This window comes from Lysinibacillus sp. AR18-8, assembly GCF_001705465.1.
Classification (GTDB): Bacteria; Bacillota; Bacilli; order Bacillales_A; family Planococcaceae; genus Lysinibacillus; species Lysinibacillus capsici.
In genome coordinates this window covers 22,038-38,545 of the sequence record NZ_MDGU01000003.1, presented here as the reverse complement: position 1 = coordinate 38,545, position 16,508 = coordinate 22,038, and the positions used below count along the sequence as shown (strand labels likewise).

Below are 16,508 nucleotides of genomic sequence, written 5' to 3'. Positions count from 1 at the left end.
GAAAAATGCTTGAGGGGAGTAAGACAATGAGTAAAAGACGAGTAGTAATTACAGGAATTGGCGCAGTTACACCACTAGGAAATAGCATCGAAGAAACATGGGCAAACATTAAAGCTGGTAAATCTGGCATTGGTGAGCTGACACGTTTAAATAAAGATCTTTTTGCCGCAAAAATCGCCGCAGAAGTAAAGGACTTTGATATTGAAAAATACATTGATCGTAAGGAAGCACGTAAAATGGATCGCTTCACACAATACGCATTAGCGGCTTCTATTATGGCAATGGAAGATGCACAGCTAACAATTGATGAAGAGCTAGCTCCACGTGCAGGTGTATGGATTGGTTCTGGTATCGGTGGAATGGAAACATATGAACAACAATTTTTAACATTCCAAGAGCGTGGCGCAAGACGTGTTAGTCCTTTCTTTATCCCAATGATGATTCCTGATATGGCATCGGGCCAAGTCTCTATTCACTTTGGGGCAAAGGGGATTAATTCTTGTTCTGTAACGGCATGTGCTTCAGGCACAAACTCTATTGGTGATGCCTTTAAAGTAATTGAGCGTGGAGATGCTGATGTTATGATTTCTGGTGGTGCTGAATCACCAATCGTAACAATGGCGGTTGCAGGTTTTTGTGCCAATACAGCACTATCATTAAATCAAGATCCACAAGCAGCATGTCGCCCATTCGATAAAAACCGAGATGGCTTTATTATCGGAGAAGGAGCGGGTATTGTCATTTTAGAAGAATATGAACATGCAAAAGCTCGTGGTGCCAAAATCTATGCTGAAGTTTTAGGTTATGGTGCAACTGGGGATGCGCATCACATTACGGCTCCAGCTCCAGAGGGTGAAGGTGCAGCACGTGCGATGACGCAAGCATTAACAGATGGTGGCGTAGAGCCATCACAAGTTGATTATATTAATGCCCATGGTACAAGTACGCCATATAACGATTTATTCGAAACACAAGCTGTGAAAACTGCTTTTGGTGATCATGCGTATAACCTTGCAATGAGCTCAACAAAATCTATGACGGGTCACTTATTAGGAGCAGCAGGTGGTGTGGAAGCTATTTTCACAGCATTAGCCCTTAAAGAAGGGATTTTACCACCTACAATCAATTTAAAAGATCCTGATCCTGAATGTGATTTAGATTATGTTCCAAACGAAGCAAGAGAAGCAAATATTCAATATGCAATGAGTAATTCTCTTGGTTTTGGTGGTCATAATGCAAGTCTCCTATTCAAAAAATATGAAGCATAATAGATAAACATAAAAAAACGTCAGCCAAATTTAAATGGCTGACGTCTTTTTTTATAGTTTTGTGAATAAATGATAAGTAAGAAGAAATAGAAAGGATGCCCTTACTATGTTTCGTCTCTTTTTATTTTTAGTAAGTTATGGCTTAATGATCCTCTCTGTAGGGAATCTCATATTGTATTTAAATTACCGCACACTAGGTTATTCATGGAAGGTTGTTTTCAAATTTATTTTTCAAACAACAGAATTTTATATGGCGGTAGGAGCCTGTATCATCATCTGCGCAGTTGTGCTTGATTTGGGCTTTGATCGATCCTCAGACAAGCCGTAAGTTTAGCGACGTGCGCGACCAAGACCCATAGCATCTTCCATACGTTTTAATGTAGCACTAGCAATCGCATTCGCCTTTTCAGCACCTTCATCTAGAATGACATCTAATTCTGATGATTCTACTAGATGATAGAATTTCTCTTGAATAGGTGTTAGGTGTTCAATTACTGCTGTTGCTACACCCTGCTTGAATCCACCATAACCAATTCCCTCATATTTTTTGACTAAATCTTCAACGGCTACCCCTGAAATAGCTGATTCGATTGTCAATAAATTTGAAACACCTGGTTTATTTTCCACATCAAATGCAACGATGCCGTCAGAGTCAGTTACAGCTGATTTAATTTTTTTCTCAATGTCTTTCGCAGTATCTAATAAGCGAATTGTCGCTTTCGTATTTGGATCTGATTTACTCATTTTCTTTGTTGGCTCTTGTAAGGATTTAATGCGTGCGCCAGCTTTAGGTAATTGAATTTCTGGAATTGTTAAAACCTCGCCAAAGCGTTTGTTAAAGCGTTCTGCAAGGTCACGAGTTAGCTCAATATGCTGCTTCTGATCATCGCCGACAGGTACAATATTTGTGTTATAAAGTAGAATGTCTGCAGCCATTAGCGGTGGATATGTTAAAAGAGCAGCAGATACGCTTTCCTTACCATGTGATTTATCTTTGAATTGTGTCATACGTTCTAGCTCACCGATAGACGCAACACATTGTAACATCCATCCTGCCTGAGCATGCGCTGGCACCTCTGATTGAATAAATAATGTCGATTTTTTAGGGTCAATGCCAGTAGCAATGTAGGTAGCAGCAAGCTTACGAATACTTTCTCGTAATTCTTTAGGATCTTGTGCAACAGTGATGGCATGTTGATCAACGATACAATAAATAGTGTTTCCTTCATCTTGTAGTGCCGGGAACTGCTTGAATGCTCCTAAATAGTTCCCTAATGTTACGATACCTGTAGGCTGTACGCCAGAAAAAATAGTTGTCATTAAAAAATTCCTCCTCGAATTCAATTGCTGTAACTTGTGTCACAGTGTTGTCTTCACCTTTCAGCTTGGTGATGAAGACAAAAAAACATCATGCGTCCTCATTAGATCTTTTCTAATGAAGGGACGAATGATGTTTGAATCCGCGGTACCACCCAGCTTGCCTAAAAAGGCCACTCAGCTTCGTAACGTGAAGGGACGAGCTTTGCTAATAGCTTCAAGTAGCCGTTCACAAAGCTAACTCGGAAGTCCATTCCACATGCATCCACGATCTGTTTACAGCAACCACAGACTCTCTATACGTGAATTAGCATATGTACTACTCTTCGTCAGCGTTTTTCTCAATTTAAATTGTTCAAATTGATTTGATTGCAAAGAATTATATTATAAAGATTCCTTTGTGTAAAGTCAGACTTTTGACGGTGTTTTTTTTCTAGAAAAAATTATATGCTTTTTTTGTTATGTAATTTTGTTATAAATTTATAATTTTTTATTAAAAAATTGTTTAGATGTACACGTGGGATTGACAATTTTCTCGATTATTTTTCTTAAATGAGAACAACTGAGATATCTGTTTAGATGTTTAAAATGCTTTAAAAATGGGAATGGTAGTAGTAGCACATAAGTTTGAAGAAAATACATCATATTTGAAAGCTGTATGAATAGACAGAATATTTATGGATAGGTTCAGATTTTTTTTATTGGAACTATATTCAAATACAGCTGAGTACTGTATAATGGTACTGTGTATTTTACATTACATTAATTCTAATTTAACACATTGGTTCTGGTTTATAGATAATGATTTTTAAATGAAAGGATGTGTCAGAATGATCGTAACCCTATTTACATCACCAAGTTGTACCTCTTGTCGTAAAGCAAAAGCTTGGTTAGAGGAGCACGAAATTCCATATACAGAACGTAATATATTTTCTGAACCGCTTAGCATAAGTGAAATAAAAAAAATTTTACGTATGACAGAAGATGGGACTGATGAAATCATTTCCACTCGTTCTAAAATATTCCAAAAATTAAATGTGGACGTTGAAAGCTTACCATTACAACGTTTATATGAATTAATTCAGGAATATCCTGGCTTACTACGTAGACCAATCATTTTAGACGAAAAACGTCTGCAGGTTGGCTACAATGAAGATGAAATTCGTCGTTTCTTACCTCGAAAAGTTCGAGCATATCAATTACAAGAAGCGCAACGAATGGTGAATTAAACCTTTCTATTCTGAATAATATATGTAATAGATGTTACAGATGTGGAATACATGTTGTGACATCTTTTTTTTATGTTTTACTTCTGTAAAACCTTCTATATGAAGTATAATAATTAATAGGGAAAAGTCATATATTTCCGTAAAAGTATGTTAAACTTGATTTAAGTTAAATAGTTTACTACAATTTCAATAATTCAAATATCTTCTGTGAAACGGTGTATATCCTTTTCATTTTATGACAGAACAGCATACAATAGAGTTAGAGACAACTGTGAACACAAAAATTCATGTTTACGGTTACTCGATGGTTTTACTGTAGTGTGGTCAAAGGTTGAAAAACAAATGCAGTATGAAGGTTAAAAACAAAGAATAAAAGCATACTAATGAAACAAACTGTTTTTCGACATATGACAGTGAAGGGAGATGAGGTCTAGTGGACATCGAACGTGTAAATGAAAATACACTCAAGCTCTTTATTACGTACAATGATATAGAGGATCGCGGCTATAGTCGTGAAGAAATTTGGTACAATCGAGCAAAGGGTGAACAACTTTTTTGGGATATGATTGATGAAGTAAACACGGAGGATTATTTTGATGTAGAGGGTCCGATTTGGATTCATATCAATGCATCTGAAGTAGGCTTAGAAATCATTGTCACACGTGCACATATTTTAAAAGACGGTGAAACATTAGATGGTCATTCGAATTTTGATGAACACAAAGATATGTTTGCACCATTCGATGAAGTTGGAGAGGATCTTCTTAGCCAACTAACTCAATTTGGTGACATGGATGAGTCAGAATTATTTATGGATACAGACATTTATGTTTATAAATTTAAAGATATTGATGAGTTAATCCCTGTCGCAAAACGAATGACAGACGAATTAGTGGATTCCTCATTATTCAAATATGAAAATTGGTACTATCTAGTTGTTGATTTCGGAAACGCAGATGAGGATTTAAATCGTCATGATAGAAATGCAGTTATCAAGGAATTTTTAACACCATCCAATTTTACAATTCATCGTCTAGAGGAGTACGGTGAAAAGATTATGGAATTCAATTGCTTTGAAACAGTTCGAAAATACTTTGCATAGGCAATGAAACACTAATTATTTTAGACTGTAGTGAAACTCGTAAATGAATCGAGTTTCGCTACAGTCCTTTTTTATGTTTTCAGCATCAAAGAGCTTGAATAAGAGCTCATTTTTAAAATTTCAAGAAAAAGGTGCTTTATTTTTGTTAGTGAAAATCCATTCTATTATAGTTGGCTAAAAAGGAGCTGATACTATGCTGATTGCCTATAACAATCAACAGCAACTATTTCTCCCATATCAATATACGAGGAAAGCTTTACAGCGATATAGGCGGCAAATGAAATTTTATTGCCCTCAATGTTTAGAACAAGTTCAATTGAAAATAGGTAACTATAATATTCCCCACTTTGCTCACTTCACAAAAAATCAATGTTCACAGCTGTTCGCAGAAGGTGAATCTAAAATACATTTACAAGGTAAAGTGCAATTATATGAGTGGCTCCAAAAGCATGGACATCAGGTGAAACTAGAACCATATTTAAAGGAGCTTTCTCAGCGCCCAGATTTGCTTGTTACACTCGATAAGGAGCAGTTTGCAGTTGAATTTCAATGTAGTACTATCTCTCATGAAAAATGGCACCAACGAACAATGGGCTATGAAAGAAACGATATACAAGCAATTTGGCTTTTTCAAACTCCGCAAGGCAAAGAAGCTGTCAACGGCATCAGAAAAATTAGAATCTCTCCACTCTTGCAAAAAGCGTTTATAACGACAACGGATTTACCATATTTATTGACGTACAACCCGGTGACAGCCCAGTTTGTTTATTGGACGAATCTTCTTCATGTTCATGGGCATACTTTCATAGGTAAAGTACAGAAAATTTCGGTCGATCTACAACATTTCCCTTTTTATAGACCTCAACGTATTACCCCAGAAGAATTTCAACGCTATTGGCAGCTCTATAAACAGACTTGTAGGCAATTTGCGCATAGTCGTCTTTTACATAGCAAGAAGGGGGCACAAGATCCATTTTTACGTAATTGCTATGAATTAAATCTTTCTCTTACTGCTCTGCCACCATACATTGGTATTCCAGTGAAAGAAGGAGCAGCTATCCCTTTGTTTACGAGCGAGTGGCAAATAATGCTGTTTTATTTTAGTAAACAATTAGGACGTCTTCCATTTGAATTAACAAAGGGGCAGATGGAAAACTTTTTATGTAAGCATCAGCTCGAAGTAACCGAACAAGCACTCAGGGCTATTCAAAATTATGGGTATCTTCTTAAGCGTATGTATCATGAAAATGGTTTACTAGATAATTGTGAGCAAGTCTATGTACATTTATTTGCAATTGCCACAATATACTGAGAAAATATGAGAGTAAAAGGAAAAAAGCACATATAAAGGGGGCTGGCATATATGGCTAGTAATAGTAATCAGGTTTTGGTTCGAAAAGAAGTACCAGAAGAATTAACATGGCGCTTAGAAGACATCTTTGTAACAGATGCAGCTTGGGAAGAGGAATTGAAGGAGGTTGCAGAGCTTGCTAAACAAGCACCTAGCTATGCAGGTACTTTAAATAATGGGGCAGAGGCATTATTAGCAGCTTTACAGTATCATGATCATATATATGAACGTGCAATGAAGCTCTACACATATGCTCATATGCGCTATGATCAAGATACTACAAATAGCTTTTATCAAGATATGAACAGCCGTATTCAAACATTGGCAACGAGTATCTCAGCTGGCCTTTCCTATTTAACGCCAGAAATTCTGTCATTAAGTGAAGAAACGATTGAACGCTACTTAACAGAAAATCAAGACCTACAACAATATAAGCAATCTTTAAAAGAAATTACAATGGCACGTCCACATGTATTACCAGCAGAACAGGAGGCATTGCTAGCGCAAATGTCTGAGGTGACAGGTACAGCTTCGAATACATTCAGCATGTTAAACAATGCCGATATGGTATTCCCTCATGTGAAAAATGAAGAGGGAGAAGAAGTACAACTTACGCATGGTAATTATATCAAGTTTTTAGAGAGCAAGGATCGCTCTGTACGTGAAGGCGCATTTAAGGCTATGTACGAAACATATGGCAAGTTTAAAAATACGTTCTCAGCTACGCTAACTGGTAATGTAAAGAAGCATAATGTAAGTGCTCGAATTCGTCATTATGAATCTGCACGCCACGCTGCCATGTCTAATAACTTCATTCCCGAAAATGTCTATGATCAGCTGGTGGAAACAATTCATAAGCATTTACCAGCTATGCAACGTTATATTTTGTTGCGTAAGAAATTATTGGGTGTAGACGAATTGCATATGTGGGATTTATTTGCGCCACTAGTTAAAGAGGTGGAAATGAAGGTCTCTTATGATGAAGCGAAAGATATTTTAGTAAAGGCTTTAGCTCCATTAGGGGAGGAATATCAAAGCATCGTTCAAAATGGACTGGATAACCGCTGGGTCGATGTTTTAGAGAATAAAGGGAAGCGTAGTGGAGCCTATTCTTCAGGCGCTTATGGTACGAATCCGTATATTTTAATGAATTGGCAGGATAATGTGAACAATCTATTTACATTAGCACATGAATTTGGCCATAGTGTTCATAGTTATTATTCACGCAACAACCAGCCATTTGTTTATGGAGACTACTCTATTTTTGTGGCAGAGGTCGCTTCTACTTGCAATGAAGAGTTATTAAATGACTATTTACTGAAAACAATTGATGATCCACAACAAAAAATATACTTATTAAACCATTGGCTAGATGGCTTCAGAAGTACGGTATTCAGACAAACAATGTTTGCAGAGTTCGAACACCTTATTCATCAGATGGATAAGAACGGTGAATCCTTGACAGCAGATCGTTTAACAGAAGTTTACTATGAATTAAACAAAAAGTACTTCGGTGATGATATGGTGGTAGATGAGGAAATAGGCTTAGAATGGGCTCGTATTCCACACTTCTACTATAATTACTATGTTTATCAGTATGCGACTGGTAAATCAGCCGCTACAGCATTGAGTAAACAAATTTTAGAGGAGGGTGCACCAGCTGTAGAACGTTATATTAATAACTTCTTAAAAGCGGGATGCTCTGATTTCCCTATTGAGGTATTAAAGGCAGCAGGCGTTGATATGAACGTAGCTAAGCCAATTGAAGATGCATGTAAAGTATTTGAAGAACGTTTAAATGAATTAGAAAAATTATTGTTAAATAACTAATTAATTAGGCTATAGGAATGTTCCTATAGCCTAATTCTTTTTATTAACAGCATAAATTAAAAGGAAAGAATAATGTTTTTTTTTGATTTCTAAATAGTTTAAAAGTGTGCATCTTGGAAAAATACTGTTTGTAATCGCTTTCTATTTGACAAATTTGTGAATCTAGTATTGGTTTCATTGCTAAATATATTATTCCATGATAGAGTAATTCTTGTGAAATAAATCACAAAACAAACATACACCCCTTTGTTTGAACGTGAACATTTCTCCCATCCCCTTTGTGAAAAAGAAGCGTCTCTATCGGTCGAGGATAGAGGCGCTTCTTTGTATTTTGCGTTATCTTGAAAAAGGGACTCCATCATGATGATTGGAGTCCCTTTTGTTTATTTTATTATTTAAGACGCCATAACGTAGCGTGAGTAGTCTGGATTCGTTCGATCTTTTGTTGCAGCATGCGTTTCTTTAGTTCACGCTCTGCTGCTTGCTCTGTTAATGAATAGATAAAAGCTATTTCATTTGTAGAAAGAGTATGGAATTTAGAAAATAAGTCCTCTATTGATGGTAAAGGCTGACGGACAAGCTGTTCGTTCAGCATTTCTTGTAAAATATGTTCATAAACTTCATAGGAATAGCTACCACTAACTTTTAGTCCCTCATCTTCAATACATTCATTGAAAAATACGATACTTGGTACTTCATCTACTTCCATTTCGCGTTTAATATATAAATCGCATTGGAAAGCACGTGCTGCCTCTTTTGAACCAAAGTCAACAGTAAACTCATTCATATCGAGTTGAACATCCTCAGCTATTTTTAAAAGCGTTGCATAGGAGTTTACATCTTGATGACTTAATAATACGTATTCTTGTAGTTTCGACAAATAACGCGCACCTGCACGTTTCCCCTGTAATTCAGCTGCTTTAATAGCGATAGAAGGTAAAACAGGGTGATTAATATCAAGTTCGATTCCTGAAATACAGCCTTTGACACGTTTACTTAAGCAATTTAAAGAAGTAAGTTCTGTACTTAAAACAAAGCGCCATGTGAAGTAATGGTTGTATTCAAGCTGTAATTTACGAAGAGTTGCTTGCATACTGAAAGCTTCAGGGCAAAGTGGATCTACGAAAATATACAATTCAATTGGCTTGTTTGCAGTAGAAATCGTTGGCGTTGGCTCTTGCAACATTTGAATATTATTCACGTAACAATTCCCCCTCATCGTCATTTGGCGTATTAACCATGTGATGAGCTGTTAATACTAAACGTTGATAATAAGTCTCACGGAACTTCCCTTCCAAACCTACCTCATCCATTGCTTCTGACATACACTCTAGCCAAGCTTGAGCGCGGTCAGGTGTAATAGGAAAATTCATGTGACGTGCACGCATCATCGGATGACCATGCTCCTCAGTAAAAAGATTTGGCCCTCCTAAATACTGTGTTTGAAATTGAATTTGTTTACGGGCTGTTTCTGTTAAATCCTTTGGAAAGATTGGAATAAGATCAGGATGCTGAGCAACTCTTTTATAGAACGCATGAATGAGTTCTGACAGTCTTTCAGCTCCCAGCTCCTCATAAGGAACAGTGTATTTTCGACTCATAAGTTATATGCTCCTTTAATTCTTTATATCGTAAAGTACCATATTGTATACTTCATCCTCATCAAATTGTGAAATTCTTGTGACTACCTTCATTCTATCAACGTCTTTTCGTTAACACAAACAAAGAGCTCTTTCGAATTGCTGTTCGCTACAAAAGCACAAATTTCACCACTATGGGTGAAATTTGTTGGAAATGACATAGATAACAGGAAAGATGCGATTACACTGTAAAGTAATTCATCACTTTTTTGACATAATTCTGTGTTTCTTTGAAAGGAGGGATTCCTCCATATTTCGTAACACGAGATGCGCCAGCATTATAAGCTGCTAATGCTAGTGAAGGGTCATTATTAAACTTATCTAGCATTTGACGCAAATATTTTGCACCAGCCATAATATTCTGCTCTGGATCAAAAGCGTTAGTCACACCCAAATATTGTGCTGTTTTGGGCATGAGTTGCATTAAACCTTGCGCACCCGCATGGCTTACTACAGTTGGATTAAAATTAGATTCTTGTTTAATAACCGCTGCAATAAGCTTCGCGGGTATCTGATAAGTAGCGGCTGCTTTTTCAATAATGGCAGTATACTCATTTGATCCTGCTAGTGAATTAGCATATGCTGTAGAGCCTATTACATCGTCTGAAACATAGGAATCAAGTTTGTTATTAGCATATGTGTTTGCTAAAGCTTGTTTGACTGATTCAGGTATAAACACAGCATTAGACCCTTTGTAAAGTAATGATTCTAATGGACTTTGCTCCAAAGTAGCTAATTCTTTGACGAAATTTGAATTATTTGCTGTTCCTGTAGCAAGCAAGCTTGATAATTTAGCATTACTTGCTGTCGAAGTTTCTCCTAATAATTCGTTAATCATATCAGAAAAAATAGACTCATTGTCTGTGGGTGAACTTTCGCTTGATCCAAGTGTTTGCAAAGCCCGAATTTCTAGTAAAGATTTGAATGATTGAATATCCAAGGAGTCAGACACCTTCCTTTTTTCTACTTTTATAAATTTTGTGCTTTTAGTGCCTTCATAAAACGAGCAATTTTTTTATCAGTTGGTTGCTTATCAATACCATATTGTTGTAAAAATTCGTCGAAAATTATATTTCCTTTTATTGCATCTTTTGCTTCATATTCTACCTCATAATCGTCACGCTGCAAATAGAAAGAATGATCAAAAACGAGAAGTCCCTCTTTGTAGGGAATTTCGACACGATCTGTAGTGAGAGAACCAAATACATGCAATTGTTCTAAAGGAATGTGATGAAGAGCTAATCTTTTAGCTACCTCTTGAGCATAAAATCCTTTGCCATCTAACATTTGTTGCGCCTCTATTGCTGTTATTTCATCCGTCGTTTCAAGGTGAGCATGCTCGGCGTTTTTTTCTTTGAGCGTACATTCGAAATAATCACCAATTTGTCTAATACGAAGACCACTTTGTAGGTTGCGAATTGCTTGATTAGGTGTGTCAAAATAATGATTTGTTTGACGATGAATAGCATTTTGGCTAATGTGGAACTCTTGTAATAATTGTTCGTATTGTTGTTTTGTTAATAGATTTTTAAATTCAATTTCAATTTCTTGTGTCATTTATAGTCACCTATTTATTTTTTATTTTTCATCCGTTGTTTCGCTCGAATTAATATTTACACACTGCAACTATTTACCCTGTGTGCTAAAATAAGAGGAAGAGTACAACGAAAAGGGGAACCGCATGTGCGTAAAATTTATACAATAGATACATCGAATTTTGAACAAGATCAACTTCATTTTAGTTTAAACGACAATGAAGTAAATTTACAGTTAAAACCTGCTGGACAACTCATTGCAGATTCAGATGATTTTGCATTCATTTATTTACTTGATGCAGGTGAAGACTATCATTACTTGCGTTTTCCACCGAGTAGTTGGGAGAATCTTGTACATATTTTACAAAAAGGGAAAAATCCATTGCTACGAATAGGTGAAGAAGTGATTGAGCTGACAAATTTCTACGAGGAATTGGAAATGCTCGTGTATAATATTGAAGGAAATTACAATTATGGGGCAGAATTTGTCCAGGCAGTGGAACAACACTTCAAGGCTATTCTTGCTGAATAGAAAGACAAAACGAACAGACGGTGGTGTTCGATACCGATTGTCGGGAGGTTTTTACAATGGGACAATGGGAAATTTTTTTAAGTCCTTATAAACAAGCAGTAGACGAATTAAAAGTAAAATTAAAGGGCATGCGTTCGCAATTTGGTATTGTTAATGCAAATTCACCAATTGAATTTGTTACAGGACGTGTCAAGCCTTTAGCAAGTATATATGACAAAACGTTAGAAAAAGGACTAGCTTTTGAGCCTTCTAAACAACTTGGTGATGAACTTGGTGATATTGCTGGCCTTCGGATTATGTGTCAATTTGTTGATGATATTTCAACGGTAACTGAGCTAATTCGTCAGCGAAAAGATATGCGTGTAGTGGAAGAACGCGATTATATTACACATAATAAGCCTAGTGGTTATCGCTCCTACCATATGATAGTGGAGTATCCTGTTGAAACAATTCAAGGAAAAAAAGTAGTATTAGCAGAAATACAAATCCGTACACTAGCCATGAATTTCTGGGCTTCAATAGAGCATTCTTTAAATTATAAATATAAGGGCATGTTCCCAGAAGAAATTAAGAATCGCTTGCAAAGTGCTGCCGAGGCAGCATTTCGGTTGGATGAAGAAATGTCATCCATTCGTAGTGAAATTCAAGAGGCACAGGCCTACTTTAGCGAATATAAAGAAGCATCGAATCCTAATTTACTAACGGAGAAGGAGCGTGACGCGCAATGAAATTTTCGATTCAATCACGTAGAGATGCACAATCTAACGAGCTGATGGAACTTGCTAAAACCTATTTACAGGATTTTGGCTTGACCTATGATGAAGAGACGCCAGAAATTGTTGTTTCGATTGGAGGAGATGGCACACTATTGCATGCCTTTCATCGATATTCCCATTTATTAGATCAGGTAGCCTTCGTTGGTATCCATACAGGGCATTTAGGATTTTATGCGGATTGGAAACCATCTGAATTAGAAAAATTAGTTTTGTCCATTGCTAAGAAGGATTTTAATGTTGTGGAATATCCACTGCTGGAAGTAAGGGTAGAGCATCATAATGCCGAATCAAATACGTATCTTGCTTTAAACGAAGCAACCGTCAAATCGCCAGATGTTACACTTGTGATGGATGTAGAGTTAAATGGCAATCAATTTGAGCGTTTCCGTGGTGATGGTCTTTGTGTATCCACTCCCTCGGGTAGTACGGCTTATAATAAAGCTCTAGGTGGAGCCATCATACATCCTACACTAGCGGCACTCCAAGTCACTGAAATTGCCTCAATTAATAACCGCGTTTTCAGGACAGTAGGATCGCCATTAATCTTACCAGCACACCATCATTGTGTATTGCGTCCTGTAAATGAACAAAATTTTAATATGACTGTTGATCACTTGCAAATTACTCAAGGTGATGTCAAAGCCATAGCGTTTAATGTAGCAAATGAAAGAGTACGTTTTGCCCGTTTCCGACCATTCCCATTTTGGGAGCGAGTGCATGAATCATTTGTTGCAAATGAATAACGTGGATACAAGATTTACATTACAATTTGAGGCAAAGAAAAATGGCCAATTATTACGAGAGGCTCTTCAAGAGTGGCGTATTTCTAAGCGAGCTCTAACAGCTATTAAGTTTGATGGTGGCATGTTGACTGTGAATGATGTCGAACGTAATGTGAGACATATCCTGCAAGTTGGAGATTGTGTGAAAGTAACGTTTCCTCCTGAAGAAAAAAGTGAAGGGCTTGCTATCGAGCATGGAGATTTGTCCATTGTATACGAAGATGATGCCATCTTAGTGCTCAACAAACCAGCTCATCAAAGTACGATACCCTCACGAGAGCATCCAACAAACAGCATTGCAAATTTAGTTTGTGGCTATTTTCAGCAACAAGGATTGGCCTCTACGGCTCATATTGTTACAAGGCTAGACCGAGATACATCAGGTTTACTATGCATAGCTAAGCATGCTCATATTCATCATTTAACAGGGCTTGCTCAGCGTAAGAGAGAGATTTCAAGACAATATGAAGCCATTGTACATGGGCATGTCGAACAAAACTTTCAATCGATTATAGCTCCGATTGGTCGTAAAGAAGCTAGTATTATTGAAAGAGAAGTACGAGAAGATGGACAATATGCACATACGGATGTAAAGGTTCTGAAGCGTTTTTCACTGGGTGCTGAACCAATGACACATGTACGACTTCAATTGCATACAGGGCGTACACATCAAATTCGCGTGCACATGTCACATCTTGGACACCCACTTGTGGGGGATGACCTTTATGGTGGTAGTCGTCTTCAGATTGATCGACAAGCATTACATTGTGTATCTTTAAGTATGGAGCATCCTTTAACAAGTGTGCCATTACACTTTACAAGTATGCTAAATGAAGACATGCAAAGATTACTGAAGGAATCTTCAGCATAAATTTTTGATAAAAGGAGGTGTTCGCGCAAACGAGCATCTCCTTATCATTTTTTGAATTAGGTTAAACTGTGTATTTCTTCACGAGGGAGATTCTTAATATCACAGGTCGTATGGTAGGTGAAAATTGGATGTATTGTTTATCTGCGCGTCAACAACAACTATCCTGGAGTTTAGAGAATTAGATTATTTTACACCTTATTCATAACAAAGTGACAAAGGTAAGGTATAGTAAAATAGAATCGCCATGATTTTAGGCGTAATATTGAATTTTATAAAAATCTGCCCAATTGCTCATAAATATAACTTAAAAAAGAGTTTGCAGAAAAGGTACATTACACTCTATTATATAGAAGGTAGATTTACGGCAGCATTGCCCGTAAAATGATTGAAAGCTCGGAAGGAGGGGACAAGCATGATAGAGGAAAGAAATGAAAAGGATGATGTGCAATTTGATGAGGCACATCTACGAGAAATGCTGGAAGCACATAATATTGACGCATTCCGTGATGAGTTTTTAGAACTTCATCCATATGATCAGGCAACGTTTTATGAAAAGGTGGAACCTGATATAAGGAAAATCATCTATTCGTTCTTGTCTCCGACAGAAATGGCTGATATTTTTGAGGCAATCGATATTGAAGATGATGAGTATAAAGCATATCTTGCTGAAATGGATCCATCATACGGTGCAGAAATGCTATCTCATATGTATGCGGATGATGCGGCAGATGTCTTAAATGAACTGGATACAGCACAGCGCGAAAGCTATTTAGAAATGATGGATGAAGAAGCGGCAGAAGATATTAATGAGCTATTAAGCTACGATGAATATACTGCTGGTTCTATCATGACCACTGAATATGTCGCTATACCAGAAAATTCAACAGTTCGTTCAGCTATGGCCATTTTGCGTAAAGAGGCACCAGATGCAGAGACCGTTTATTATATTTTTGTTGTGGATGAAGAACATCGTCTAACGGGTGTTATTTCGTTACGTGATTTAATCATTGCTGACGAGGATACACTTATTCGTTCCATTATGAATGAACGTGTCGTGATGGTACATGTAGGCGATGACCAAGAAGAAGTCGCGCAAATTATGAAGGATTATAATTTTTTAGCGACACCTGTTATTGATGATAAAGGAGAATTACTTGGTATTATCACGGTTGACGATATTATTGATGTTATTGATGAAGAGGCTTCTGAGGATTACTCTAAATTAGCTGGTATTTCGGATATGGATAAATTTGATGTAACACCATTCCAAGCAGCTAAAAAACGTTTGCCATGGCTAGTAGTTCTACTGTTTCTAGGTATGTTAACAGCTAACCTAATGGGGCAATTTGAGGATACTTTAGATAAGGTTGCCTTACTAGCGGTCTTTATTCCATTAATTTCAGGAACTTCAGGTAATAGTGGAACACAGGCATTGGCCGTGGCCATTCGAGGGATTGCAACAGGTGATGTAGAAGAACATAGTAAATTGAAGTTACTATTACGTGAAGCAGGTACTGGCTTAATGTCAGGCATTGTTTGTGGATTAATTGTTATTGGGATCGTTTATTTTTGGAAACATGAACTTGTCCTAGGTATGTTAGTAGGGGCAGCGCTTTGTGGTTCTATTTTAGTGGCAACATTAGCTGGTTCATTTATTCCATTGTTAATGCATCGACTAAAAATTGACCCTGCTGTTGCATCAGGACCCTTTATTACTACATTAAATGATATTACAAGTATTTTAATTTATTTGGGCTTAGCGACAGTTTTCTTAAGCCAAATAGGCTAAGAACCAATTTGCTTACTTTCGCATATTGTATGGAAAAAAGGGAAGTGAGTAAAGTGGATCAAGAACCACGCTTGTTTATAAAATCACCATCATATTTTTTAAATATTTCTAAGGTGTTACATGAACTTGATTTGGATGAAAGTACATCTGTCTATGTAAAGGACACTATGTTCGATGAGCAAATAGTTGAAGAAAAAAATGAGACAGTGGATGAAGTACAAATAGATCCTTATTTACTGAAACAGCTCCAGTTTTTAGAAAAACCATTTCGTCAGAGAGCCTATCAGCCATTATTAGTTTGTTTAAAGGATGGTAGAAAATTAACTGGGACAGCTTCAGATGTACAGAATGATTCTTTAATGCTCACATCATTAGAATTAAAAATACAGGAAATCATTCATTTTGAAGATATACAGCAAATACTTTGGCGAGGAAGAAAATTGCCAACTTTATAAAAAAAGTGTACAGCAGAGGATGCTGTACACT

The 16,508-nt window shown here is 36.8% G+C and carries 17 protein-coding genes and 1 other annotated feature; of the genes, 12 read left to right on the top strand and 5 right to left on the bottom strand.

Going from position 1 to position 16,508, the window contains the following annotated elements:
- Positions 1–26: 26 nt before the first annotated feature.
- Positions 27–1,268 carry a beta-ketoacyl-ACP synthase II gene (fabF, locus tag BFM98_RS00960; protein WP_048392031.1) on the top strand — a complete coding sequence of 414 codons (1,242 nt, stop codon included), beginning with the start codon at positions 27–29 and terminating at the stop codon, positions 1,266–1,268.
- A gap of 106 nt (positions 1,269–1,374) precedes the next feature.
- Positions 1,375–1,596 (top strand): YuzI family membrane protein, encoded by a 222-nt coding sequence (locus BFM98_RS00955; RefSeq protein ID WP_016994330.1) that lies wholly within the window; start codon positions 1,375–1,377, stop codon positions 1,594–1,596.
- 2 nt (positions 1,597–1,598) lie between these two features.
- Here BFM98_RS00955 and trpS read toward each other — a convergent pair whose 3' ends face one another.
- The gene (trpS, locus tag BFM98_RS00950; RefSeq protein ID WP_066036273.1) at positions 1,599–2,588 is read right to left on the bottom strand and encodes a tryptophan--tRNA ligase; all 990 of its coding nucleotides are present in this window, start codon (positions 2,586–2,588) and stop codon (positions 1,599–1,601) included.
- Positions 2,589–2,704: 116 nt separating this feature from the next.
- Positions 2,705–2,927 (bottom strand) — a binding site (T-box leader).
- Between the two features lie 491 nt (positions 2,928–3,418).
- Here trpS and spxA point away from each other — a divergent pair.
- The 4 genes from spxA to pepF all read left to right on the top strand — a co-directional run bounded on the left by spxA (position 3,419) and on the right by pepF (position 8,097).
- Positions 3,419–3,814, top strand: coding sequence for a transcriptional regulator SpxA (gene spxA / locus BFM98_RS00945; protein WP_025116803.1), 396 nt, complete (start codon positions 3,419–3,421; stop codon positions 3,812–3,814).
- 433 nt (positions 3,815–4,247) lie between these two features.
- Positions 4,248–4,916 (top strand): adaptor protein MecA, encoded by a 669-nt coding sequence (mecA, locus tag BFM98_RS00940; RefSeq protein WP_004227456.1) that lies wholly within the window; start codon positions 4,248–4,250, stop codon positions 4,914–4,916.
- A 193-nt stretch (positions 4,917–5,109) separates the two neighbouring features.
- A complete protein-coding gene (locus BFM98_RS00935; protein ID WP_066036272.1) occupies positions 5,110–6,228 on the top strand; it encodes a competence protein CoiA in 1,119 nt (372 codons plus the stop codon).
- 51 nt (positions 6,229–6,279) lie between these two features.
- The gene (pepF, locus tag BFM98_RS00930; RefSeq protein WP_066036271.1) at positions 6,280–8,097 is read left to right on the top strand and encodes an oligoendopeptidase F; all 1,818 of its coding nucleotides are present in this window, start codon (positions 6,280–6,282) and stop codon (positions 8,095–8,097) included.
- Positions 8,098–8,488: 391 nt separating this feature from the next.
- Here pepF and BFM98_RS00925 read toward each other — a convergent pair whose 3' ends face one another.
- From BFM98_RS00925 to BFM98_RS00910, 4 genes are all read right to left on the bottom strand, one after another.
- A complete protein-coding gene (locus BFM98_RS00925; protein ID WP_004227450.1) occupies positions 8,489–9,298 on the bottom strand; it encodes a DsbA family protein in 810 nt (269 codons plus the stop codon).
- A complete protein-coding gene (locus tag BFM98_RS00920; RefSeq protein ID WP_066036270.1) occupies positions 9,291–9,698 on the bottom strand; it encodes a globin domain-containing protein in 408 nt (135 codons plus the stop codon). The genes BFM98_RS00925 and BFM98_RS00920 overlap by 8 nt, the downstream gene beginning before the upstream one ends.
- A 220-nt stretch (positions 9,699–9,918) precedes the next feature.
- The gene (locus BFM98_RS24490; protein WP_048392027.1) at positions 9,919–10,677 is read right to left on the bottom strand and encodes a lytic transglycosylase domain-containing protein; all 759 of its coding nucleotides are present in this window, start codon (positions 10,675–10,677) and stop codon (positions 9,919–9,921) included.
- A gap of 29 nt (positions 10,678–10,706) precedes the next feature.
- Positions 10,707–11,294: a CYTH domain-containing protein gene (locus tag BFM98_RS00910; RefSeq protein ID WP_066036269.1), complete on the bottom strand. Its 588-nt coding sequence runs from the start codon at positions 11,292–11,294 to the stop codon at positions 10,707–10,709.
- Positions 11,295–11,420: 126 nt separating this feature from the next.
- Here BFM98_RS00910 and BFM98_RS00905 point away from each other — a divergent pair, with 126 nt between their 5' ends.
- From BFM98_RS00905 to BFM98_RS00880, 6 genes are all read left to right on the top strand, one after another.
- On the top strand, positions 11,421–11,804 hold the full coding sequence (locus BFM98_RS00905; protein WP_004227440.1) for a UPF0738 family protein: 384 nt from the start codon (positions 11,421–11,423) through the stop codon (positions 11,802–11,804).
- A 56-nt stretch (positions 11,805–11,860) separates the two neighbouring features.
- The gene (yjbM, locus tag BFM98_RS00900) at positions 11,861–12,532 is read left to right on the top strand and encodes a GTP diphosphokinase (RefSeq protein ID WP_004227437.1); all 672 of its coding nucleotides are present in this window, start codon (positions 11,861–11,863) and stop codon (positions 12,530–12,532) included.
- Positions 12,529–13,323 (top strand): NAD kinase, encoded by a 795-nt coding sequence (locus tag BFM98_RS00895; RefSeq protein WP_004227435.1) that lies wholly within the window; start codon positions 12,529–12,531, stop codon positions 13,321–13,323. Before yjbM ends, BFM98_RS00895 begins: the two co-directional genes overlap by 4 nt.
- Positions 13,316–14,233 carry an RluA family pseudouridine synthase gene (locus BFM98_RS00890; RefSeq protein WP_305193105.1) on the top strand — a complete coding sequence of 306 codons (918 nt, stop codon included), beginning with the start codon at positions 13,316–13,318 and terminating at the stop codon, positions 14,231–14,233. Before BFM98_RS00895 ends, BFM98_RS00890 begins: the two co-directional genes overlap by 8 nt.
- 412 nt (positions 14,234–14,645) lie before the next feature.
- A complete protein-coding gene (gene mgtE / locus BFM98_RS00885) occupies positions 14,646–16,022 on the top strand; it encodes a magnesium transporter (RefSeq protein WP_048392024.1) in 1,377 nt (458 codons plus the stop codon).
- Positions 16,023–16,075: 53 nt separating this feature from the next.
- Complete coding sequence (locus tag BFM98_RS00880; RefSeq protein WP_231595610.1) at positions 16,076–16,477, top strand: hypothetical protein; 402 nt, start codon at positions 16,076–16,078, stop codon at positions 16,475–16,477.
- Positions 16,478–16,508 lie beyond the last annotated feature (31 nt).

Coding starts and splice junctions, on each gene's coding strand:
- fabF (WP_048392031.1), top strand. CDS start 27: ATGAGTAAAAGACGAGTAGTAATTACAGGAATTGGCGCAGTTACACCA.
- BFM98_RS00955 (WP_016994330.1), top strand. CDS start 1,375: ATGTTTCGTCTCTTTTTATTTTTAGTAAGTTATGGCTTAATGATCCTC.
- trpS (WP_066036273.1), bottom strand. CDS start 2,588: ATGACAACTATTTTTTCTGGCGTACAGCCTACAGGTATCGTAACATTA.
- BFM98_RS00935 (WP_066036272.1), top strand. CDS start 5,110: ATGCTGATTGCCTATAACAATCAACAGCAACTATTTCTCCCATATCAA.
- pepF (WP_066036271.1), top strand. CDS start 6,280: ATGGCTAGTAATAGTAATCAGGTTTTGGTTCGAAAAGAAGTACCAGAA.
- BFM98_RS00920 (WP_066036270.1), bottom strand. CDS start 9,698: ATGAGTCGAAAATACACTGTTCCTTATGAGGAGCTGGGAGCTGAAAGA.
- BFM98_RS00910 (WP_066036269.1), bottom strand. CDS start 11,294: ATGACACAAGAAATTGAAATTGAATTTAAAAATCTATTAACAAAACAA.
- yjbM (WP_004227437.1), top strand. CDS start 11,861: ATGGGACAATGGGAAATTTTTTTAAGTCCTTATAAACAAGCAGTAGAC.
- BFM98_RS00895 (WP_004227435.1), top strand. CDS start 12,529: ATGAAATTTTCGATTCAATCACGTAGAGATGCACAATCTAACGAGCTG.
- BFM98_RS00890 (WP_305193105.1), top strand. CDS start 13,316: ATGAATAACGTGGATACAAGATTTACATTACAATTTGAGGCAAAGAAA.
- mgtE (WP_048392024.1), top strand. CDS start 14,646: ATGATAGAGGAAAGAAATGAAAAGGATGATGTGCAATTTGATGAGGCA.